Source organism: Pseudomonas sp. GGS8 (genome assembly GCF_024168645.1).
Classification (GTDB): domain Bacteria; phylum Pseudomonadota; class Gammaproteobacteria; order Pseudomonadales; family Pseudomonadaceae; genus Aquipseudomonas.
Window position 1 is genome coordinate 1,787,796 of record NZ_JALJWF010000001.1, and the last position, 20,660, is coordinate 1,808,455.

Consider the following 20,660-nt stretch of genomic DNA (forward strand, 5'->3'; position numbering starts at 1 on the left):
TTGCGCAAAAAACGAGCAAGTCTACACCCCTCGACGGGGCAGGACAAAACTCAGCAGAAACAGCGCGGCGGCCGCCACCACAATCGACGGGCCGGCCGGGGTGTCCTTGAACCAGGACAACGCCAGTCCGCCACACACCGCAAGCATGCCCAGCAGGCTCGCGCCCAGTGCCATCTGCTCCGGCGAGCGGGCGTGACGCTGTGCCGCAGCTGCCGGAATAATCAGTAACGAAGTAATCAGCAACACGCCGACGATTTTCATCGCCACTGCGATCACCACGGCGATCAGCAACATCAGCACCAAACGCAACGCCGCCACCGGCAAACCTTCAACCTTGGCCAGTTCTTCGTGCACGGTGATCGCCAGCAAGGGTCGCCACAGTGTGACCAGCAGTGCCAGCACCACCGCGCTACCGCCGAGGATCCAGGCCAGATCGGTCGGGCTGATCGCCAGCAGGTCGCCGAACAGATAGGCCATCAGGTCGATCCGTACTTCATGCATGAAGCTTAGTACCACCAGCCCCAGAGAGAGCGTGCTCGGTGCGAGAATGCCCAACAGCGTGTCGGAGGCCAATGGTTGCCGTTGTTGCAGCGTTACCAGCAACACTGCCAGCAACAGGCAGCCTACGGTGACAGCCACGGTCGGGCTGACATCCAGCAGAAAGCCCAGCGCTACGCCAAGCAGGGCGGCGTGAGACAGGGTGTCGCCGAAATAAGCCATGCGCCGCCAGACCACGAACGAACCCAGCGGGCCCGCGACCAGCGCCAGGGCCAAACCTGCAAGCAGGGCGAAGAGCAGAAAATCAGCCATGCTTGCAGCTATCTCCATGAACGTGGGTATGGGCCGACGGGGTCGCTGTGACCACCGAGCCATGCAGGTCGTGAGCGTGGTCGTGATGGTGGTGATAAATCGCCAGGCTTTGTGCGTTCTTTCCGAACAGTTCAACGAACGCGGGATCGCCGCTGACCTGCTCGGGATGCCCAGAGCAGCAGACGTGGCGATTCAGGCACACCACCTGGTCGGTAGTGCTCATCACCAGATGTAAATCGTGAGAAACCATCAATACGCCACAGCGATGACGGTCACGCAGGCGTGTGATCAGGCTATAGAGCTCAGCTTGACCGGCCACGTCGACGCCTTGTACCGGCTCATCGAGCACCAGCAACTCGGGCTCGCGCAGCAATGCCCGCGCCAGCAACACTCGCTGCATTTCGCCACCGGAAACACTTTGCACCGGGCTGTCGATCACCTGCTCGGCGCCAACCTCCTTGAGGGCGGCCAAGGCCCGAGCGCGGTCCACGCCAGGGACCAGACGCAAGAAGCGCAGCACCGACAGCGGCAGGGTCGGATCGACATGGAGTTTTTGCGGCATGTAACCGACGCGCAACTTCGGCTTGCGCCAGACGCTGCCACTGTCCGGCTTCAACAGACCGAGCACCGCGCGCACCAACGTGGTTTTGCCGGCGCCATTGGGGCCGATCAGGGTAACGATCTGCCCCGGCTCGACGCTCAGTTCGATGTTATCCAGCACGTTTTGCCCGGCAAAAGTGACGGCCACCTGCTCAAGGCGAATCAGCGCATTGCTCATCAAGCCCCCTGGCAACCCGAGCAGAGACCGATGACCTCAACGGTCTGGGCCTCGACGATAAATCCGACATCCTTGGCGCTACCGATGATCGCGTCGCTGATGGACTTCTGCTCGAGCTCGATGGCGGCATGGCATTCGCGGCAAATCAGGAACTGGCCCTGGTGGGCGTGTTCCGGGTAATTGCAGCCGACGAAAGCGTTCAGTGAGGAAATGCGGTGTACCAGGCCGTTTTCCAAGAGGAAATCCAGCGCGCGGTACACAGTCGGCGGTGCGGCGCGACGGCCGTCCTGCTCGCTGAGCACCGCCAGAATATCGTAGGCACCCAGCGGTTTGTGGCTTTGCCATACCAGTTCCAGCACCCGCCGGCGCAAGGCGGTCAGGCGCAGGCCCTGACGTGCGCACAAGGCATCGGCCTCAGACAATGCGCTATGGACGCAATGAGAGTGGTCGTGGGGACGGCTGGCAATCGGTGTTTTAGGCATGAGCGGCGACGAGTGTTGTGAGAGACGTTATTATGTTACCCGTTCTCGCCTCTTCGAGTGGTCATCGTGTCCCGACTTTTTTCTATCTTTGTCGCGTTTGTCGCAAGTTTTCTGCTGATCGGCTCAGCCCAAGCCGAAGTCAAAGTCCTTACCAGCATCAAGCCGCTGCAGCTGATTGCTGCTGCGGTGCAGGAAGGTGTGGCGATTCCGGAAGTGCTGCTGCCGCCCGGGGCTTCACCGCATAACTATGCTTTGCGCCCATCCGACGTACGGAAGGTGCAGTCGGTGGACCTGGTTTACTGGATCGGTCCGGACATGGAAGGTTTCCTGCCTCGCGTACTGAAAGGTCGTACGCTGCCCAGCGTCGCGGTGCAGGATTTGCCTGGTCTGAAACTGCGACGTTTCGCCGAAGACAGCCACTCCCACGCCGAAGAAGCCGATGAGCATGACCACGATCATCGCCCCGGCAGCCTGGATGCGCACTTGTGGTTGTCGCCGATCAACGCCCGCGTGATCGCCAGCAAAATGGCTACCGATCTGAGTGCAGCCGATCCGGCTAACGCGGCGCGCTATCAGAGCAACCTCAAAGCCTTCGATGAGCGCCTGGATGCCCTGGACCTACGCCTGAAGGCTCGCCTGGCAGGGATCGCGAACAAGCCTTACTTCGTGTTCCACGAAGCCTTCGACTACTTCGAAGACGCCTACGGCCTCAAACACGCCGGTGTGTTCAGTGTCGCCGCCGAAGTGCAACCCGGTGCCCAGCACGTCGCGGCGATGCGCACGCGATTGCAGGAAGTCGGCAAAACTTGCGTGTTCAGCGAACCGCCGCTGCGTCCGCGCCTGGCAGAAACCCTGGTGGCCGGGCTGCCGGTGAAACTGGCGGAGCTGGATGCACTGGGCGGGTACACGCCAGCGACCGCTCAGGGGTATGAGCAGGTGCTGGAAAAGTTGGGGAATGATTTGGCGGGATGTCTGGAGTCGTTGTAACTCCAGCATCGGTGTCGCTCCCATCGCGGGCAAGCCCGCTCCCACAGGGTTTGCGGTGATCCTTGTGGGAGCGAGGCTTGCCCGCGAAGCTTTTAAAGGGCGAAAGGCAGCTGTGTATTGACCTTCTGCCGCTGCGCCAGCCGCAACTGAAACTCCATCGGATCGTGAATCAACACGTCCTGCCCAGCGAAAGACTCCGCCGCAATCAACCGCGACAACCAGAACCGCACGCACGCCACGCGCAGCATGGTCGGCCACAGCTCCGCTTCGGCAGCGGTGAACGGTCGCAACGCGGCATAAGCGCCCAGCAACGCCCGAGCTCGCACGCCATCGACCTGCCCTTGCTCGTCCGAACACCAGTCGTTCAAGGCAATTGCCACGTCATAGAGCATCGGCCCTGAACAGGCGTTGTAGAAGTCGATCAACCCGGTCAGGTGCGTGCCTTCGAACATCGCATTGTCGCGGAACAGATCCGCGTGGATGTTGGCCCGCGGCAGCGCCAGAATTTTCGTCTTCTGCTGCGTGATTTCGTCCAGGGCCCGTTGCAGCAAATCGCTTTGCTCGGCGTTCAGGTGCGAAAGCAACTGCGTGCCCTCTTCCAGCATCCAGTCCAGGCCGCGATCGGTTTTGCGCTTGATCATGTTGGCCTGGGTCGCCAGGTGCAAATGAGCCAGCAGCTCGCCGACCTGGGCGCAATGCTGCGCATTGGCGTCCTTGATGTGTTTGCCCGCCAGACGTGGCTGCAACAGCGCAGGTTTACCGGCCAGTTCACGCAGCGCAACGCCGTCGGTGGTGCGCAGGGCATAAGGCACTGGCAGGTCGGCGTCGTGCAGTACGTCGAGCAGTTCGATGAAGAACGGCATCTCCTGCACCGGACCGCGCTCGACCAGGGTCAGAACAAATTCGCCCTGCTCCAGGCTGATAAAGAAATTGGTGTTCTCGCTACCGGCGGCAATCCCCTGGAAATCAAGCAGGCGGCCGAGCCCGTAAGGGGCGAGAAAGGTTTCCAGCTCGGGCCGAGCCAGCGGGGTGAACACAGACATGGTTAAAACTGCCAGTACGGGCGCCGCGGTTGAGCCAGCGCCGATTGAAATTAAGAAACTACTTCCACTCAAAGATTTTCCACGAGGGAATCAGCATATCCGGCTGATCCGAGCGGATATAGTTTGCATCCGTTCCGTCCGCACGTATCAGAAAGTACGGTTTTCCGACCTTCGGGGTGACCTTGATCGCGTACACGAAACCGTTCTGGCGATACTCCTGAATGGTTTTATCGCCTTCCGTGCGGATCGTTACTTCCGGGTCCGCCGAGGGCTTGTCATCCGCCGCCATGACAGCCAATGGAGTGATTGCAAACAAGCCAGCCAGCAACAAGCGATTTAGTGTGCGCATGATAACCTTGTCCCTTTGTCGTCAACGGTCCCGCTATTCTAGCGCCGGACCCGCCGAAAAGGTTGATCCTGCTCATGAGCCAAGCCCCCCTCGTCCTGGTGGACGGTTCTTCTTATCTGTACCGCGCCTTTCACGCGCTGCCACCGCTGACCACGTCCAAAGGCCTGCCGACCGGTGCGGTCAAGGGTGTATTGAACATGCTCAAGAGTCTGCGCAAGCAGTACCCGGACAGCCCGTTCGCCGTGGTGTTCGACGCCAAGGGCGGGACGTTCCGCGATGCGATGTTCGCCGAATACAAGGCCAACCGTCCGAGCATGCCTGACGATATGCGGGTCCAGATCGAGCCGCTGCACGCCAGCGTCAAGGCCTTGGGCTTTCCATTGCTGTGCGTGGACAACGTCGAAGCGGACGATGTGATCGGCACCCTGGCCCGCAGCAGTGCGGCCGCCGACCGGCCGGTGATTATCTCCACCGGCGACAAGGACATGGCGCAGTTGGTCGACGGGCACATTACCTTGGTCAATACGATGACCGGTAGCACGCTGGACGTGGAAGGCGTGAAGGAGAAATTCGGCGTCGCTCCCGAGCAGATCATCGATTATCTGGCCCTGATGGGCGATTCGTCCGACAACATTCCGGGCGTTCCGGGTATCGGCCCGAAAACCGCGTCCGGCCTGCTGGTCGGCGTGAACGGCGGCCTGACCGAGCTCTATGCACAGCTCGACATCGTCCCGACCCTGCCGATCCGCGGCGCCAAAACCCTGCCGGCCAAGCTCGAAGAGCATAAGGAAATGGCCTTTCTTTCTTATCGATTGGCAACCATCAAGATCGACGTACCGCTGGACTTCGGCCTCGACGACCTGCATATGGGGCCACCGGATCACGACAAACTCGCCGAGCTCTATTCCCTGCTGGAATTCAAAAGCTGGTTCGAAGAGAACCAGCGCGATGCCAAGCGCTCGGGTCAGGACATCGTCGAGGTCGTCCAGGAGCAGCCGGGGGCCGCCGAAGCGAAATACGAAACCATCCTCGACCAGAAGCGCTTCGAGGCCTGGCTGGACAAGCTCGACAAGGCTCCCCTGATCGCCTTCGTCACTGAAACCAACGGCAGCGATGCCCAACACTCGCAACTGGTGGGCCTGTCGTTTTCTGTCGCGGCCAACGAAGCAGCCTACATTCCGCTGACCCATTCCTACATGGGCGTGCCGGAGCAGCTGGATCGCGACACCGTACTGCTGGCGTTGAAGCCGCTGCTGGAAAACCCGAACAAGCTGAAAGTCGGCCAACACGCGAAGTTCGACACCAATATCCTCGCCAATTGCGCCATTGGTGGCGATCAGAACAACGGGATTACTGTTCAGGGTATTGCCTACGACACCATGCTCGAATCTTACGTACTGGATTCGACGGCCACCCGCCACGACATGGATAGCCTGGCACTCAAATACCTGGGCCAAAGCAAGACCGACATCCAGGAGATCGCTGGCAAAGGCGTCAAACAGCTGACTTTCGACCAGATTTCCCTTGAACTGGCAGGCCCCTATGCCGCCGAAGACGCCGATGTCACCTTCCGCTTGCATCTGGCCTTGCAGGAAAAACTGGCCGCGACGCCAAGCCTGGTCAACGTGCTCAACGACATTGAAATGCCGCTGATGCCGGTCCTGGCCCGTATCGAGCGCCAAGGCGCGCTCGTGGACGCCAACCTGCTGGGCATCCAGAGCGTCGAGCTGGGCGAGAAACTGGTCGCCCTCGAGCGTGAGGCCTTTGCCATTGCCGGGGAAGAATTCAACCTCGGCTCGCCGAAGCAACTGGGGGTGATCCTCTACGAAAAACTCGGTTTGCCCGTACTCAGCAAAACCGCCAAGGGTCAGGCTTCGACTGCCGAAGCCGTGCTGGCCGAGTTGGCCGAACAGGACTACCCGCTGCCCAAGGTACTGATGCAATACCGCTCGCTGAGCAAGCTCAAAAGCACCTACACCGACCGCTTGCCAGAGCAGATCAACGCTCGCACCGGGCGCATTCATACGTCCTACCAGCAAGCCGTCGCAGCCACCGGGCGTTTGTCGTCCATCGACCCGAACCTGCAGAACATTCCGATCCGTACCGCCGAAGGTCGCAGGATTCGTCAGGCGTTCGTCGCGCCCAAAGGCTACAAGCTGCTGGCCGCGGACTACTCGCAAATCGAACTGCGGATCATGGCCCATCTGGCCAAGGACGAAGGCTTGCTGCACGCCTTCCGCAACAACCTTGATGTGCACCGGGCCACGGCCGCAGAAGTGTTTGGCGTCGAGTTGGGCGCGGTCACCAACGATCAGCGTCGTAGCGCCAAAGCCATCAACTTCGGCTTGATCTATGGCATGAGCGCCTTTGGCCTGGCCAAGCAGATCGGCGTTGATCGCAAACAGTCCCAGGCCTACATCGACCGTTATTTCGCCCGCTATCCCGGCGTGCTGGAATACATGGAGCGCACGCGTGCCCAGGCCGCCGAGCAAGGCTTCGTCGAAACCATCTTCGGTCGTCGTCTGTACTTGCCGGAAATCAACGCGAAAAACCAGGCCTTGCGCAAAGCTGCCGAGCGCACGGCGATCAACGCCCCAATGCAAGGCACCGCGGCGGACATCATCAAGAAAGCCATGGTGGCGGTGGACAACTGGCTGACATCGTCAGGCCTGGACGCCAAAGTCATCCTGCAGGTACACGATGAATTGGTGCTCGAGGTCCGTGAGGACCTGGTCGATCAGGTACGCGAGGAAATTCGCGTGCACATGAGCAACGCCGCCCAATTGGACGTACCGCTTCTGGTCGAGGTGGGCGTAGGCAACAACTGGGATGAGGCGCACTGAGCCGCCTGAAAAGACGTATGTGCTGCGGCCTGGCGCCGCAACACATGACCAAGAGCTATAGAGCGGAAAATGACGACGATTATTTCCAATGGTTTTTGAAAATAGTCTGAACTAAATCCGCGAACCGCCACTCAGAGATACTGAATGGCTGGTGAAGCCCTTCGATGCTCCTATGTTGTGTTAAGTGTTGGCAGATATCTGGACCCCGCCCTAGCGGTCCGGAACTTGAACCCCGGAACTTCTCCCTCCCCATACGAAGTCCGGGGTTTTTTTTGCCTGTCGATTTGTCTCGACAGCTTTACTCGGCAGCCTCGGCGCCCTTGTCCGCCAACTCCATCCAGCCCGCCAGTACGGTGTAGGCTTCTTCCAGCCCCATGCGTTTAGGGGCCGAAAACAGCTGGATTGTGACCGTATCGCCCCATCCCTTGCGAATTTCCGATTGAACCTTGAGCAGCGTGTTTTTCGCTGCGCCGTAGGTAAGCTTGTCGGCCTTGGTCAGCAGAATATGCATCGGCATGCCGCTGGCGACCGCCCAATCGAGCATCAACAGGTCGAAGTCGGTCATTGGATGACGGATGTCCATCATCAGAATCAAACCTTTCAAGCTCTCGCGACCGCCCAGATAAGCTTCCAGGTGACGCTGCCAGTGCATCTTCAACGGGATCGGTACTTTCGCATAACCGTACCCCGGCAGGTCGACCAGACGGCGTTCATCGTCTAGCTTGAAGAAGTTCAACAGCTGTGTGCGACCCGGTGTTTTCGAGGTCCGCGCCAGACTGGCATGCGTCAGGGTGTTCAACGCGCTGGACTTGCCGGCGTTGGAACGCCCGGCGAAGGCCACTTCAAAGCCTTCGTCGTCGGGACATTGGTCGACTTTGGCGGCGCTGAGCATAAAGGTGGACTGTTGGCACAGACCGAGGATGGGGTTTTTGAGTTGCATGGGATTTCCGATGTGGGCGGCGCCGGGAATGGACGCGGCAAGCAGTGTCGTTTCCGTTTCAGTGACGCCAGTATATAATGCCGCAGATTTTGTGTGCGCTTTGTCCCAGCGTAGGATGAAGTTCACGAGAGCGATTGACCTTGATTGCGCACTAGAACGCAGCACGCTCTCAACCCTGAAAAGGTCGTTTTATGACGAAATGGCTGCTAGCTGCCGGTGTCTTGGTGCCGCTTTACAGCGCTCAGGCTACACAGGATCCGGAAGCTGTGTACAACCGTGTTTGTGGTGCCTGTCATTCCGGCCAACTACCCATGGCGCCCCGCAAGGGCGATCAGGAAACTTGGACGCCGAGGTTGGCGAAAGGTATGGAGACGCTGGTGCAACACGTGACCCAGGGTTTCAAGGCGATGCCGCCGCGTGGTTTGTGCATGGACTGCAGTGCCGAGGATTACCGAGCCATCATCCAGTGGATGAGCGAGTAAACCCGGTCCATAACTCTTTAACCCTTAGCCGTAGTTGGATTAGCTGATGAACAAATTGATCGTGAGTCTGCTGTTGACCGTGGGGATCTCCGGCATTGCCCATGCTGCAGGTGATGCGACTGCTGGTCAGGCGAAAGCCGCAGTATGTGGCGCCTGTCATGGCCCGGATGGCAATAGCATGGCGCCTAACTTTCCGAAACTGGCAGGCCAGGGCGAGCGTTATCTGAACAAGCAGCTGCACGACATCAAGTCCGGCAAGCGCCAGGTCCTGGAAATGACCGGCCTGCTGACCAACCTGAGCGATCAGGACCTGGCTGATATCGCTGCCTACTTCGCCAGTCAGAAAGGCAGCGTCGGTGCCGCCGACCCGAAAGTCGTGGCTCGCGGTGAAGCACTGTTCCGCGGTGGCGATTTGGCCAAAGGGCTGCCAGCGTGCACCGGTTGCCACTCGCCGAATGGTGCAGGCAACGCAGCTGCCGGCTTCCCGCACCTGGGCGGCCAGCATGCTCAGTACGTCGGCAAGCAACTGACCGACTTCAGAAAAGAAGAAGGTGGCCGGACCAACGACGGCGATACCAAACCGATGCAAAGCATCGCCAAAAAGCTGAGCGACGAAGATATCGCCGCAGTCTCCAGCTATATTCAAGGCTTGCACTGAGGCCTGCAATCGAGCGTTGCGAGCGATGTACATCTCTTGCAACGTTAACACTCGATTAATCCGTCGATGCAAACATAAAAAGGGTAGCTTTGGCTGCCCTTTTTTGTGGCTGCTGCCGTTACACTACAGAACTCAAGCCCGCCGGAATCTGTCTGAAAACAGGTCGCGCGAGGCGACCCAATTGTCCAGGAGTAAAGCATGCGTAATCTGATCATCAGCGCCGCACTCGTCGCTGCCAGCCTGTTCGGCATGACTGCCCAAGCCGCCGAAAAACCTGAAGCGCCCTACGTCGAACTGAGCAATCCGGTCCCGGTGGCCGTGCCTGGCAAGATCGAAGTCGTGGAGCTGTTCTGGTACGGCTGCCCGCACTGCTATGCCTTTGAACCCGTCATTAACCCTTGGGTTGAAAAACTGCCTTCCGACGTGAATTTCGTGCGTATTCCAGCCATGTTCGGCGGCCCTTGGGATGCCCACGGCCAGATGTTCCTGACGCTTGAAGCCATGGGTGTCGAGAGCAAGGTTCATGCTGCGGTGTTCAATGCGATTCAGAAAGAACACAAGAAACTGACCGATAAAGAAGACATGGCGGACTTCCTGGCGACTCAAGGTGTAGACAAGGACAAGTTCCTGGCCACCTTCGACTCCTTCGCCATCAAAGGCCAGATCAACAAAGCCAAAGAACTTGCAAAGAAATATGAAATCTCCGGTGTGCCTACCATGATCGTCAATGGCAAGTATCGCTTTGACATCGGCTCTGCCGGCGGCGCTGAACAAGCGCTGACACTGGCCGACCAACTGGTTGCCAAAGAGCGAGCGGCAACCAAGGCCGTCGCCAACTAAGCGCGGCGACCGCCATGCGCCGCTGGGGAACTGAACGCGTCGTTGGCCTGCATGACCCGCGGGTCAACGAGCATCACCTGGAATCAACGGGGTTGCCCGTGGACAGCCGTCTGCGTTTGCTCAGTTTCAATATCCAGGTCGGCATCAGTACCGAGCGTTATCGGCACTATCTGACCCGCGGCTGGCAGCATCTGTTGCCGCACACCGGGCGTGCCGACAACCTGCAAAAAATCGGCAATCTGCTGGGCGACTTCGATCTGGTCGCCTTGCAGGAAGCCGATGGCGGTAGCCTGCGATCAGGCTACGTCAATCAGGTCGAACACCTGGCACAACTCGGCGCCTTCCCCTACTGGTATCAACAACTCAATCGCAATCTCGGTCGCCTCGGCCAGCACAGCAATGGTGTGCTCAGTCGACTGCGCCCGTGGGCGATTGAAGATCATCCGCTGCCGGGGCCCAAGGGTCGCGGGGCCATTCTGGTGCGCTTCGGCGAAGGTCCGGAGGCGCTCGTGGTGGTGATGATGCACCTGGCGCTGGGCGCTCGCGCCCGTAGCATGCAACTGGCTTACATCCGCGAGTTGATTGGCGGTTATAAACACCAGGTGCTGATGGGCGACATGAATACCCATGCCAGTGACTTGCTGCAACATTCCCCGTTGCGTGATTTAGGCCTGCTCGCACCGCAATTGGAAGCAACCTTTCCCAGCTGGCGGCCACAGCGCTGCCTGGACCATATTCTGCTCAGCCCCACCCTGACGCTTGAAAAGGTCGAGGTGCTGGCACAACCCATTTCCGATCACCTGCCGGTCGCGGTAGAGATTCGTCTGCCGGGCTCGCTCACGGCCGATGCATTCCCCGCGTTGAGTCCTGCCTGAATGAGCGACGAAGCACAGCGCTGGAAAGAGAAATACCTCAAAAGCATCGAACAACAGGAAAAGCTCGAACGTCGATGGGACGCCCGGCTCGACCTGCTGCGTCGCGGGCTGGTACGCAGCACCCTGGCTGCAGAAGGCACCGATCGAGCCGTTGATCAATGCATGAAGGAAATGCGCGAAGTCGTGCGTACCGACGACATGGACGCCGGCCTGGCGGCTTTGCTGCCGCGCCTGGAAAAAGCCGTACTCGACTCCGAGCAGCGCCGGGAAACCCGGGTCGATCAAGTCAGCGCCGCACTGACGGCGCTGGTCTCTCAGTTGCAAGCGTTGCCGCTGCCACGGGAAGTGAGCCGGCCACTGAAGAATTTCGCCAAACAGCTGGACGGACGCGTTGGCCAGGTTCGCGAAATCCCGCTGCTGCTCAGCGAACTGAGCGGTTTGCAAGGCAAGGCCTTGAGCCTGCTGGAGAACCCGGCAGAGCCCGGTCGCCCGGGTTTGCTGCAGCGCCTGTTCGGTAGCCGGGATGCGGACGACGCCACGCCACAGATCGCCGCCCCCGAATTGCACATGCCTGCCCCACAACCTGTCGAACCGGTTGCCGCACCGCTGGCCGAGCACCCACACCCGGCGACCAATCTCGCACCAGCCGCCGACCCGCAAGGAGTAATGCCGACCGTAGACGCCGCGCTGCCCGCCGCTGCGAACCCTGAAACAGTGGACACTCCGCCGCCGACAGCAGCAATGGCACCCATAGCTGAAGTCGTGGTGCTCGTACCGTCCATCCTGGAGCCAGAGACCACGAGCAGCCAGGCCCCAGGGCTACAAACCCAGCCGAACATCGAACAACTGCAAGAGCCGATTCCATCGATCACCGTACTGGCCACTCAGGCTCCGCCGGCAATCAACCCGGATGAGCTGATCCCGGAGGCCAGCGATCCACAAACGCCAGAACACGACATTCTGTATGCCCTGCCGGACTCGCCGGAGCCGTCCTACAGCTCTGTGGCCAAGCACATCGAAGACACCCTGCTGGGCCTTCTCGACGACCTGACGCTGCCAGAGCGCCATCGACCGCAAGCCGAAGCGATGCGCAATCGTCTTCAAAACGGCTTGAACTGGTACGAATTGCTGCCTATTCTCGATGATCTTGCAACATTGATGCTGGCAATTACCGACAGCGGTCAGCACGAATTCGAAGCGTATCTGCAGCGACTCAACGAACGCCTCGAGTCATTTCAGAGCAACCTGCAAGCGGCCAGCGAAGGCCACGCCGACAACCGCTCTGCCGCGCGGGAGATGGACACGCAAATTCGCGAGCAAGTTGACGGCCTGCAAAGCAGCATGCATGAAGCGGCGGACCTCGATGATCTCAAGCACATGCTGGAAAACCATCTCGAAGGCCTGCTCGGCACCATGGACCAGCACCAGAAGCAACGCGACGCGCGTGAGCAGGAAGTCGCGGCCCGCCTGCAAAGCCTGGCTGAAAGGGTTGCCCACATGGAGCAGGAGGCGCTGGGCTACCGTGAGCATCTCGAAGAACAGCGCCAGAAGGCGTTGATCGATCCGTTGACCGGCTTGCCGAATCGAGCGGCCTGGAGCGAACGGCTGGACCACGAAATCAGTCAATGGCAACAACACGGCAACACCCTGTTGCTGGCGATGCTCGACCTCGACCATTTCAAACGCATCAACGACAACTACGGCCACCTGGCGGGCGACAAGGTGCTGAAAATCATCGCCAGTGTGCTGCGCAAGCGTCTGCGCGGGACGGACTTCATTGCCAGGTTTGGCGGTGAGGAGTTTGTGTTGTTGATGCCTGCCACGGCGCCGATGGCCGGCGCGAAACTGCTGGAAACCTTGCGCGCATCGATCGAGGCTTGCCCGTTCCACTTCAAGGGCGAGCGAGTCACTATCACCATTTCCATGGGACTGACCGCCTTCAGACCGGACGAACATGGCGACCTGGTGCTTAAAAGAGCCGATCAGGCGCTATATCGCGCGAAAAATACCGGCCGCAATCGGATAGAACTGGGCTGACAGATAATTGTTCCATTTTGTTTAAAGGCGCGCTTTTGCGGTCGGCGCGCCAGGCAATACGTTACACTGTTGCATTATTGTCTCGCGCGTATTGCCTCCACCATGAAATTTCTTGCTCTTATTGCTTCGCTGCTTGTATTAGCCGGTTGCGCCAGCGGCCCCCGGATTGACACCAGCCACCCTTCCGCCAATCACGACAGCCGTATTCAATTCGTGGTGATGCATTACACCTCCGCATCTCTGGAGGACTCGCTGCAATTGCTGACCCATGGTGAGGTCAGCAGCCATTACCTGATCGGCGACGACGAGCACGCCACCATCTATAAGTTGATGGATGAAAATCTTCGGGCCTGGCACGCCGGCGAAAGCCAATGGCAAGGCCGGACCTGGCTGAACTCCAGTTCCATTGGCATCGAAATCGTCAATCCAGGCTTCCAAGACACCCCGACCGGGCGCCTCTGGTATCCCTACAGCGAAGCCCAGGTCCAATCGATGATCTTCCTGCTCAAGGACATCAGCAAGCGCCAGGGCATCAGCCCTCGCCATATCATCGGCCATAGCGACATCGCCCCCATGCGCAAGCTCGACCCTGGCCCGCTGTTCCCCTGGAAACGCCTGGCTGCCGAAGGTCTGGGAATCTGGCCGAACGAACAGGCCGTGGCGCGCCAGCAAACCCAGTTCGCCGTGCAGCTGCCAAGCATCAGCTGGTTTCAGGCACAACTTGCCCGCCTCGGCTACGCCACGCCACAAACCGGCGAACTGGATGTAGCGACACGCAATGTGCTGGCGGCTTTTCAACTGCATTTTCGCCCGTCCCGTTTCGACGGCACACCGGACGCGCAAACCGCGGCGCTTCTCCAGGTGTTGAACCAGACAAAATAATGACGCCCGCCCGACGGTCAGGGCTTTTTCCCAATCAGCAGCTATAACTCATTGGTAATTCTTCGGATATTCCATGATGACGGCTGCTCGAGAGAGGCTGCGTAGCTGGTTCTATCGCCCTTGGTTTTTGGCGGTGCTGTCGGCTGCCTTGAGTGCGACGCTACTGATGACCGGTAGTCTGTTCATTGCGATGCATCAGGTCGAGTACAACGAAAGCCAGGAGATGTACGCCCAGGGGGAGCGCTTCCTCGCCCGCCTGGAGCAGCTGTTCGGGCAACTGCGCGAAAGCCTCGACGACCTCGAAGCTCAACCACTGCGGGGCTGCGATGATGAAATGATCGCCACATTGCAGCAGGTCAGCTTCAATTTCCGCTTCGTTTACGAAGCTGCTTACATGGATGATTCACGAATCTGCTCCAACCGCCCCCGCCAGGAAGGGCTGTCGCTGATCCGGCCACCGGACATCAAGGGCCCCACCTACAGCTATTGGTTGAACACCACCACTGAACCCGATGAGAACCGCGCCGCACTGATGCTGGGGCGTGACAATTTCCGGGTGGCTACATCCCGCGGGCATTTGACCGACATGGTTGATCTGTCTCCGGGGAGCAGCCTGCTGGTAGTACTCGACCACGACACCCGCGCGATTCCCGTGCTCGGTGTCGCGCAGGAGTGGCCCCCGACGGAACCCTGGCCCCCGAAAAGCCACGATGCACTGCAAGTCACCCCTACCCGCCTGATTTACCGAATGCCGACCAACACTCTCGAATACCAACTGGTGCTGATCACACCACGCACCGGGATGCATGTGCCGGCCGTTTGGTGGTGGCTGCTTCCGGCCAGCCTCGCGCTAAGCGCCTGCGTAGGCATTCTGGTATTTCTGCTGGTGCGCCAGCGTCAATCACTGGATGCCGAACTGCACGGTGCGATACAGCGAGGCGAATTACAGGTGTTGTATCAACCGATCTTCGACCTCGACAGTCGCAACTGTGTCGGGGCTGAAGCCTTGCTGCGCTGGCGAAGGCCGGACGGCACCCTGACCAGCCCCGATCTGTTCATACCGATGGCAGAGAACACCGGCCAGATCCGCCAGATGACTGACTTCGTATTGCAGCGCCTGCTGGAACAGCTCGGACAACTGTTGCGCGCCAATCCGCAGCTGTACATCTCGGTCAACCTGGCCGCCTGCGACGTCATGGTGCCGCGTATCGGTCAGGTGATTGCGCGCCTGCTGGCGCTGCACCGGGTGGCGGCCAGACAGATTGCCTTTGAGGTGACCGAGCGCGGGCTGGTGGATGTGGTGGTAGCCCGAGAGAACCTACAAGCCTTGCGCGATGTCGGGCATCAGGTGCTGATTGATGACTTTGGCACCGGCTATTGCAGCCTCGCCTACCTGCAAACCCTGCCAGTGGACTGTCTGAAAATCGACAAGGCATTTATCGACGCGCTGGGCCATGACGCCGCCAGCAGCGGTGTGGCACCGCACATCATTCGCATGGCCCAGGCCCTGCAACTCAAGGTGATCGCAGAAGGCATCGAACATGAAGCCCAAGCTGTGTTCCTGAGTGGCGAAGGGGTGAAATTCGGTCAGGGCTGGCTGTTCGCCCATGCATTAAGCGCTGTGCAATTCATCGAATTGATTACCCGTGGCCGCCGACAGGCAACGCGGCGTCTGGATGACGAAGCCTGAGAGGGTTCAGGCTTATACCGCCAGCGCCATATAGAACTGCGTACCCTGCCCTGGCCGTGAATACACGCCCATCCGCCCGCCGTGCAACTGCACGATTTCCTTGCACAGCGCCAGACCGAGCCCGGCGCCCCCCTTCTTGCGGCCGACCTGAACAAAAGGCTCGAATATCCTCCCTTGCTGGCCGTAGGCAATACCTTCGCCGTTGTCTTCGACACTGATAATCACCCGCTCCCCATGACGTCGAGCCTGCAAACGTATCAGTCCGTCGCGGGAGGTGTGGCGCAAGGCGTTGTCGATCAGGTTATCGAGCACCCGTTCCAGTTGCGCCTGATCGGCTTGCAGCCGCGGCAACGTTCCCTGCACTTCCACCAACAGCTCAATACCCTTCTCCTGCGCCCGTCCGGCAAAGCGTGCCTGGGCCTGCTCCAGCAGATCCTCAATGGAGCACGGCGCCAGGATGAGTTTTTGCAGGCCGTTCTGATAGCGAGAGAAATTCAGCAGGTCGTTGATCAACTGCATCAAGCGCTGCATTTCTTCATTCACGGTATTCAGCAAGTCGGCCTCACGGGAGTCCTCGGCAAAATGCGCCCGCTCGCGGAACAGGCCGAATGCCATGTGCATCCCGGTGACCGGCGTACGCAACTCATGGGAAGCACGCAAGACGAACTCGCTGCGCACCCGTTCGAAGGCACGCTGTTCGGTGACGTCATGCAACACCATCACGGCGCCGAGAATATGACCTTGGGTGTGGCTGACCGGCGTCAGGCTATACGTCAGCAATCGCGACTCCCCGTCGACCTCGATGCTCAGGTCGTCCGGCACTCGTTCCAGGGTGCCGCCGCGCAGCACCAGATGCAGCTGTTCATCCAGTTCGGGACGCTCAAGTGCCGCGCCCAGCCCTTGGCCGAGACGCTCGGTGTCCCAGCCTAACTGGCGCTGAGCCACCGGATTGAGGTGCTCAAGATGACCTTGACGATCAATGATCAGCAAACCGTCGTCGATGCTATCGAGCACCGCTTGCAAACGCTGCTGTCCGGCGAGCAGCTCGTTGATATTAGTGGCTTGGTGCTGTCGCAGGGCCTCGGCCATGATTCCGAAACGTCGGGTCAGCTGGTTCATTTCCACCGCGGAGGAAATCGGCAGAGTCACTTCGAAATTGCCTTGGCCGATGTGGTCAGCGGCTGCCGCCAGGGCCTCGATCGGAGCGCCGAAACGCCGGGCGATCGCATGAGCGGTAATGAACCCGATGAACAGCACCCCTACCCCGACCAACCCAAGCAGGCCGGCAATCAGCAACGCCCGCTCCCGGGCCTGGCGCTCGGTCTCGTCGATGTTATCCAGCGTACGCTTCTGTTCGGCGATCAAGCCGTTGCGCAGTGTGTTGAATTTTTCCGTGAGATCCCCGCCCCCAGTGAGCACCTGTGCCGTATCGCGGGAAAGATCGTAGGCCTGCAGAAAGCTCTGGTAATCAGCCTTGGCCTTTTTGAACCCGTACTGGGCGCCCTCGTCGGACGGCTCATGGGCAATGCCTTCATCGAGCAACTCGAGGTAATGCCGTCTGGATGCCTCGAACGCCGCGGGATCAGGTTTCTCGCCGAGCATGATGATCAGTTGATCGCCCAGGGTCTGGCGCAACTTCAATCCCAGATCCAGCCTGACGAAGTTGTCACGGATCAGGGCCTCCTGCGTGCCGGCCATCTGCATCACGCTGACCAGCCCGAGCAACAGCCCGAGCAACGCTACCGTGATCAAGGCCGAAATACTCAGGAACAGCCGGGTACGCAACGTCATCGCCAGCTTCATCGAGGGCGGCTCACAGGTTGTACTGCTTGCGTTTGCGGTACAAGGTGGAGGCGTCGATACCCAGGGTCTTGGCCGCCTGATCCAGCGTATCGGCGGTGGCAAGGACCGCGCCGATGTGGGCTTTCTCCAACTCATCCAGGCTCAACGCGGCGCCAATGCGTGGCGTATTGTTGGTCGGAGCTTCGGCCATGCCCAAGTGGCTGATCTCGACCCGCTCCTGTGGACAAATAATGCTCGCCCGCTCCACCACGTTGCGCAGCTCGCGAATATTGCCGGGCCAGCGGTAGCTGAGCAGCGCTTCGCGGGCCTCGTCGCTGAAACACCGGGCCGGACGCGAGTACTCCTTGACGAAGCGCGCCAGGAAACGGTCAGCCAGGTTCAGAATGTCTTCCCTGCGTTCGCGAAGTGGCGGCAGGTGCAAGGTGATGACGTTCAGCCGATAGAGCAAATCTTCACGAAAACGACCGTCGCGGACCATGTCTTCAAGGTTGAGGTTAGTGGCCGCAAGGATTCGCACGTCGGCGCGACGAGTCACCGGGTCGCCCACGCGCTCGTATTCCTTGTCCTGGATGAAACGCAGCAATTTTGGCTGCAAGGTCAGAGGAAAATCGCCGATCTCGTCGAGAAACAACGTTCCGCCATCAGCCTGGTTGACACGACCCAAAGTGCTTTCGCTGGCACCGGTGAACGCGCCACGGCTGTGGCCGAAGAGTTCACTGTCCATTAATTCCGCCGTCAGGGACGGGCAGTTGATGGTGATGCAGGATTTCTTCTGGCGTTTGCTCCAGCCATGAATGGCCTGTGACAGCTCACCTTTACCGGTACCGGACTCTCCGAGGATCAGAATGTTGGCGTCGGTACTGGCGACCTGGCGTGCGGTTTCAAGCACCACTTTCATCGCCGGGCTGTGAGAGTCCAGCCCATCCTTGGGTTTACGCACTTCACCTTCGAGCGCTTCCAGGCGTGCCGAGAGTTGTCGCACTTCCAGCTGTTTAGCGGTGGCCAGACGTAACTGATCGGGGCTGCAAGGCTTGACCAGATAGTCGGCGGCACCGGCCTGAATCGCATCCACGGCTGTGTCCACGGCCGAGTGAGCGGTGACGATCACTACGCGCATCCAGGGCGCCTGAATCCGCATCTGGGCCAGCACATCGAGGCCGTTGTCTTCACCCAGGCGCAAATCGAGGAAGCACAGATCGAAAACCTGACGCTGCAACAAGGCTTCGGCCTGAGCAGCGCTGGTCGCGGTGGCCACGCTGTAGCCTTCGTCTTCGAGGCAATAGCGAAAGGTTCGAAGGATGGCAGACTCGTCGTCCACCAGCAAAATGCGGCCTTGATGCTCAGTGGCTGATTCCATGTTCCTACGCTCCTTTAATAGGTGTTCTTGGTTAGTCCCGGAAAAATCGGGCAAGTTGCATGGTTGATTCTGGTCGATTCCAGCCACAACAGGCTATCTATCTACTCAAGGTGCATCTAATGCATTGATTTATATGCTTTTTTATTAACGGACCATTCTTTCGGCGATTACCTGAGTCCTTTTCTGACATCTGCGCCCTCCCCGCAATTCCAAAAAAATTGAAGGCGCCTGAGAGCTCATCGTGCATTACGCACGACCGCAAACGGATCATCGTGCAGGATGCGTCCAGACTGATTCCTACAAACAACTTAATTTATTGATTTTTATAGTATTTATTCTTTAATGAAGCTGGCATGCAGGCTGCAATGGTCTAGGTAATCAGGGCATTTAATGAACCAGCGCCCGCCAAAGATCACTACCCGTATGGGAGGAACTTCAGGATGAATCGCCAAAGTGCCGCCCAATTTCGTCTCTCGCCACTGCAGGCCCAGCAAGGATTGTTTGCCCTGTTGGCATTGTTGATTACCTTGATTGGCGGCCAGCAGTACATGCGCTGGGAGCAGAGCCAGCAGCCAGAGGCGCCGCACCTGTCGATTGCACTTGCCCCCCAATCCCACTTCAGCGCCGTCAGCAGCAACCCGGCTGACAACGCATCAATGCTAATGATGGGCGTCGACCAGGCTCGGCCTGTGGATGAGACGCCCTCTCAGGAACTTTGGGTGTTTTAAGCAAACGAACTTGGCGCACCCAACGCGCCGGGAAAGGCACCACAAGCAACATCCTTAAATAGAAGCGTAAGGAGAATCACCATGTTGAGCTGGGCAATCACATTCCTGATCATTGCCATCATCGCCGCAGTATTGGGCTTTGGTGGTATCGCGGGCACCGCCACGGGTATCGCCAAGATTCTTTTTGTCGTATTCCTGGTGATGTTCATTGCTTCCTTCTTCTTCGGCCGTCGCGGTCGAGGTTGATATGTGTATTTCGTTAAAGACATTGGCAGCCGCCCTGCTTCTGGGCGGAGTGCCATGGCGATGACGGTCGCCTACACGGCATGCCGACTGCCGCGTTCTCGGTAAACAGGATGAAGGCATGCAGAAGTTGTGGATGGAACAACTGAAGAAGATCCACGCTGGTACTGAGTTCGATACACGAAAGAGGCCTCGCGCTTCTTTCCACTGCGCCACCCGAGGACGGTAGACGCATGACCAAGGGATCGGGACGTTCTGACTGTTTCAGGGTCGGAGTGACCTACGGGTACAGGGAGTACCTGCGCAAGGGCCGGGTCAGGTGAAGTTGCGACGCAAGTTCGTCGGCCCAGAGTGGCTCGACGGGCTTGCGGAGAGCTTCAACGTGCAAAACGTTGATCTAGAGCATTCAGCTCACCTGTTTTTGCTGCATATTCCCCGCAAAACCGTTTCGCGGTGTTTCTTCGTGACCGTATATCGAGAAAGCTCTGACTTTCATGAGAAGAAAAATCGCAGTCGAACGTAGGACATCTCCTAAATTTTCATTGGTTCAAAAAACATCAACCTGCGCGGAAATGGCCGGTTCACGGCACTTATGCCCGCCGAAAAATCATAGTCGAACCGGCTGGGACGTGGCTTTCAGTTGAAAAATCTCATGCCGATTCGGCATAGGGTAGGCGTTTACAGCATTAGACGGCGCTTCCCGGCATCGCAATAGTTGCGCCCTTTTTCGCGGTGTGAGAGCTGTAAATGCTCGCTAGCGAGGACCTTATACCGGGGTTGATGCAGGCTTCTTCGCCATTTAGCGTTGCAGTTCATGCATCGACCGAGTCAAA

The 20,660-nt window shown here is 59.1% G+C and carries 19 protein-coding genes and 1 pseudogene; 12 read left to right on the top strand and 8 right to left on the bottom strand.

Going from position 1 to position 20,660, the window contains the following annotated elements:
* Window positions 1-21: 21 nt before the first annotated feature.
* The 3 genes from znuB to zur are packed head-to-tail and all read right to left on the bottom strand — an operon-like array spanning window position 22 to window position 2,070.
* Window positions 22-810 (bottom strand): zinc ABC transporter permease subunit ZnuB, encoded by a 789-nt coding sequence (gene znuB / locus J3D54_RS07830; protein ID WP_253417397.1) that lies wholly within the window; start codon window positions 808-810, stop codon window positions 22-24.
* The gene (znuC, locus tag J3D54_RS07835; RefSeq protein WP_253417398.1) at window positions 803-1,588 is read right to left on the bottom strand and encodes a zinc ABC transporter ATP-binding protein ZnuC; all 786 of its coding nucleotides are present in this window, start codon (window positions 1,586-1,588) and stop codon (window positions 803-805) included. Before znuC ends, znuB begins: the two co-directional genes overlap by 8 nt.
* Window positions 1,588-2,070 carry a zinc uptake transcriptional repressor Zur gene (zur, locus tag J3D54_RS07840; protein WP_253417399.1) on the bottom strand — a complete coding sequence of 161 codons (483 nt, stop codon included), beginning with the start codon at window positions 2,068-2,070 and terminating at the stop codon, window positions 1,588-1,590. Before zur ends, znuC begins: the two co-directional genes overlap by 1 nt.
* A 66-nt stretch (window positions 2,071-2,136) precedes the next feature.
* On the opposite strand from zur, the gene J3D54_RS07845 reads away from it, so the two are divergent.
* A complete protein-coding gene (locus J3D54_RS07845; RefSeq protein ID WP_253417400.1) occupies window positions 2,137-3,057 on the top strand; it encodes a zinc ABC transporter substrate-binding protein in 921 nt (306 codons plus the stop codon).
* A 92-nt stretch (window positions 3,058-3,149) separates the two neighbouring features.
* Here J3D54_RS07845 and J3D54_RS07850 read toward each other — a convergent pair whose 3' ends face one another.
* Window positions 3,150-4,100 (bottom strand): homoserine kinase, encoded by a 951-nt coding sequence (locus J3D54_RS07850; RefSeq protein WP_253417401.1) that lies wholly within the window; start codon window positions 4,098-4,100, stop codon window positions 3,150-3,152.
* 58 nt (window positions 4,101-4,158) lie between these two features.
* Window positions 4,159-4,449, bottom strand: coding sequence for a DUF2782 domain-containing protein (locus J3D54_RS07855; RefSeq protein WP_018927274.1), 291 nt, complete (start codon window positions 4,447-4,449; stop codon window positions 4,159-4,161).
* Between the two features lie 74 nt (window positions 4,450-4,523).
* Here J3D54_RS07855 and polA point away from each other — a divergent pair, with 74 nt between their 5' ends.
* On the top strand, window positions 4,524-7,292 hold the full coding sequence (gene polA / locus J3D54_RS07860) for a DNA polymerase I (protein WP_253417402.1): 2,769 nt from the start codon (window positions 4,524-4,526) through the stop codon (window positions 7,290-7,292).
* 298 nt (window positions 7,293-7,590) lie between these two features.
* On the opposite strand, the gene yihA is transcribed toward polA, so the two are convergent.
* A complete protein-coding gene (gene yihA / locus J3D54_RS07865) occupies window positions 7,591-8,232 on the bottom strand; it encodes a ribosome biogenesis GTP-binding protein YihA/YsxC (RefSeq protein WP_253417403.1) in 642 nt (213 codons plus the stop codon).
* Between the two features lie 191 nt (window positions 8,233-8,423).
* Here yihA and J3D54_RS07870 point away from each other — a divergent pair, with 191 nt between their 5' ends.
* From J3D54_RS07870 to J3D54_RS07900, 7 genes are all read left to right on the top strand, one after another.
* Window positions 8,424-8,714 carry a cytochrome c5 family protein gene (locus J3D54_RS07870; protein WP_253417404.1) on the top strand — a complete coding sequence of 97 codons (291 nt, stop codon included), beginning with the start codon at window positions 8,424-8,426 and terminating at the stop codon, window positions 8,712-8,714.
* A gap of 46 nt (window positions 8,715-8,760) precedes the next feature.
* The gene (locus J3D54_RS07875; RefSeq protein WP_105342661.1) at window positions 8,761-9,372 is read left to right on the top strand and encodes a cytochrome c4; all 612 of its coding nucleotides are present in this window, start codon (window positions 8,761-8,763) and stop codon (window positions 9,370-9,372) included.
* Between the two features lie 198 nt (window positions 9,373-9,570).
* Window positions 9,571-10,212 carry a thiol:disulfide interchange protein DsbA/DsbL gene (locus J3D54_RS07880; protein WP_253417405.1) on the top strand — a complete coding sequence of 214 codons (642 nt, stop codon included), beginning with the start codon at window positions 9,571-9,573 and terminating at the stop codon, window positions 10,210-10,212.
* A 14-nt stretch (window positions 10,213-10,226) separates the two neighbouring features.
* Window positions 10,227-11,087, top strand: a complete 861-nt coding sequence (locus J3D54_RS07885) for an endonuclease/exonuclease/phosphatase family protein (RefSeq protein WP_253417406.1) — start codon at window positions 10,227-10,229, stop codon at window positions 11,085-11,087.
* A complete protein-coding gene (locus J3D54_RS07890) occupies window positions 11,088-13,124 on the top strand; it encodes a diguanylate cyclase (RefSeq protein ID WP_253417407.1) in 2,037 nt (678 codons plus the stop codon).
* A 102-nt stretch (window positions 13,125-13,226) separates the two neighbouring features.
* Window positions 13,227-14,006: an N-acetylmuramoyl-L-alanine amidase gene (locus tag J3D54_RS07895; RefSeq protein WP_253417408.1), complete on the top strand. Its 780-nt coding sequence runs from the start codon at window positions 13,227-13,229 to the stop codon at window positions 14,004-14,006.
* Window positions 14,007-14,079: 73 nt separating this feature from the next.
* A complete protein-coding gene (locus J3D54_RS07900) occupies window positions 14,080-15,696 on the top strand; it encodes an EAL domain-containing protein (protein ID WP_253417409.1) in 1,617 nt (538 codons plus the stop codon).
* Between the two features lie 12 nt (window positions 15,697-15,708).
* Here the strand turns inward: J3D54_RS07900 and J3D54_RS07905 are convergent, their stop codons facing one another.
* Together J3D54_RS07905 and algB are read right to left on the bottom strand one after the other, a co-directional pair.
* Window positions 15,709-17,499: a KinB sensor domain-containing domain gene (locus tag J3D54_RS07905; protein ID WP_253417410.1), complete on the bottom strand. Its 1,791-nt coding sequence runs from the start codon at window positions 17,497-17,499 to the stop codon at window positions 15,709-15,711.
* Between the two features lie 10 nt (window positions 17,500-17,509).
* A complete protein-coding gene (gene algB, locus J3D54_RS07910; protein WP_253417411.1) occupies window positions 17,510-18,856 on the bottom strand; it encodes a sigma-54-dependent response regulator transcription factor AlgB in 1,347 nt (448 codons plus the stop codon).
* 440 nt (window positions 18,857-19,296) lie between these two features.
* On the opposite strand from algB, the gene J3D54_RS07915 reads away from it, so the two are divergent.
* The 3 genes and pseudogenes from J3D54_RS07915 to J3D54_RS07925 all read left to right on the top strand — a co-directional run.
* Window positions 19,297-19,584, top strand: a complete 288-nt coding sequence (locus tag J3D54_RS07915) for a hypothetical protein (protein WP_253417412.1) — start codon at window positions 19,297-19,299, stop codon at window positions 19,582-19,584.
* Between the two features lie 81 nt (window positions 19,585-19,665).
* Entirely contained in the window at window positions 19,666-19,830 is a 165-nt protein-coding gene (locus J3D54_RS07920; RefSeq protein ID WP_003177151.1) for a DUF1328 domain-containing protein, read from the top strand.
* A gap of 25 nt (window positions 19,831-19,855) precedes the next feature.
* A pseudogene (locus J3D54_RS07925) lies at window positions 19,856-19,998 on the top strand (Ivy family c-type lysozyme inhibitor); the annotation flags it as partial.
* Window positions 19,999-20,660: the final 662 nt, after the last annotated feature.

Excerpts from the sequence above, each read along its gene's own strand:
- znuB (WP_253417397.1), bottom strand. The coding sequence starts at position 810 with ATGGCTGATTTTCTGCTCTTCGCCCTGCTTGCAGGTTTGGCCCTGGCG.
- znuC (WP_253417398.1), bottom strand. The coding sequence starts at position 1,588 with ATGAGCAATGCGCTGATTCGCCTTGAGCAGGTGGCCGTCACTTTTGCC.
- zur (WP_253417399.1), bottom strand. The coding sequence starts at position 2,070 with ATGCCTAAAACACCGATTGCCAGCCGTCCCCACGACCACTCTCATTGC.
- J3D54_RS07850 (WP_253417401.1), bottom strand. The coding sequence starts at position 4,100 with ATGTCTGTGTTCACCCCGCTGGCTCGGCCCGAGCTGGAAACCTTTCTC.
- J3D54_RS07855 (WP_018927274.1), bottom strand. The coding sequence starts at position 4,449 with ATGCGCACACTAAATCGCTTGTTGCTGGCTGGCTTGTTTGCAATCACT.
- polA (WP_253417402.1), top strand. The coding sequence starts at position 4,524 with ATGAGCCAAGCCCCCCTCGTCCTGGTGGACGGTTCTTCTTATCTGTAC.
- yihA (WP_253417403.1), bottom strand. The coding sequence starts at position 8,232 with ATGCAACTCAAAAACCCCATCCTCGGTCTGTGCCAACAGTCCACCTTT.
- J3D54_RS07870 (WP_253417404.1), top strand. The coding sequence starts at position 8,424 with ATGACGAAATGGCTGCTAGCTGCCGGTGTCTTGGTGCCGCTTTACAGC.
- J3D54_RS07875 (WP_105342661.1), top strand. The coding sequence starts at position 8,761 with ATGAACAAATTGATCGTGAGTCTGCTGTTGACCGTGGGGATCTCCGGC.
- J3D54_RS07880 (WP_253417405.1), top strand. The coding sequence starts at position 9,571 with ATGCGTAATCTGATCATCAGCGCCGCACTCGTCGCTGCCAGCCTGTTC.
- J3D54_RS07885 (WP_253417406.1), top strand. The coding sequence starts at position 10,227 with ATGCGCCGCTGGGGAACTGAACGCGTCGTTGGCCTGCATGACCCGCGG.
- J3D54_RS07890 (WP_253417407.1), top strand. The coding sequence starts at position 11,088 with ATGAGCGACGAAGCACAGCGCTGGAAAGAGAAATACCTCAAAAGCATC.
- J3D54_RS07895 (WP_253417408.1), top strand. The coding sequence starts at position 13,227 with ATGAAATTTCTTGCTCTTATTGCTTCGCTGCTTGTATTAGCCGGTTGC.
- J3D54_RS07900 (WP_253417409.1), top strand. The coding sequence starts at position 14,080 with ATGATGACGGCTGCTCGAGAGAGGCTGCGTAGCTGGTTCTATCGCCCT.
- J3D54_RS07905 (WP_253417410.1), bottom strand. The coding sequence starts at position 17,499 with ATGAAGCTGGCGATGACGTTGCGTACCCGGCTGTTCCTGAGTATTTCG.
- algB (WP_253417411.1), bottom strand. The coding sequence starts at position 18,856 with ATGGAATCAGCCACTGAGCATCAAGGCCGCATTTTGCTGGTGGACGAC.
- J3D54_RS07915 (WP_253417412.1), top strand. The coding sequence starts at position 19,297 with ATGAATCGCCAAAGTGCCGCCCAATTTCGTCTCTCGCCACTGCAGGCC.
- J3D54_RS07920 (WP_003177151.1), top strand. The coding sequence starts at position 19,666 with ATGTTGAGCTGGGCAATCACATTCCTGATCATTGCCATCATCGCCGCA.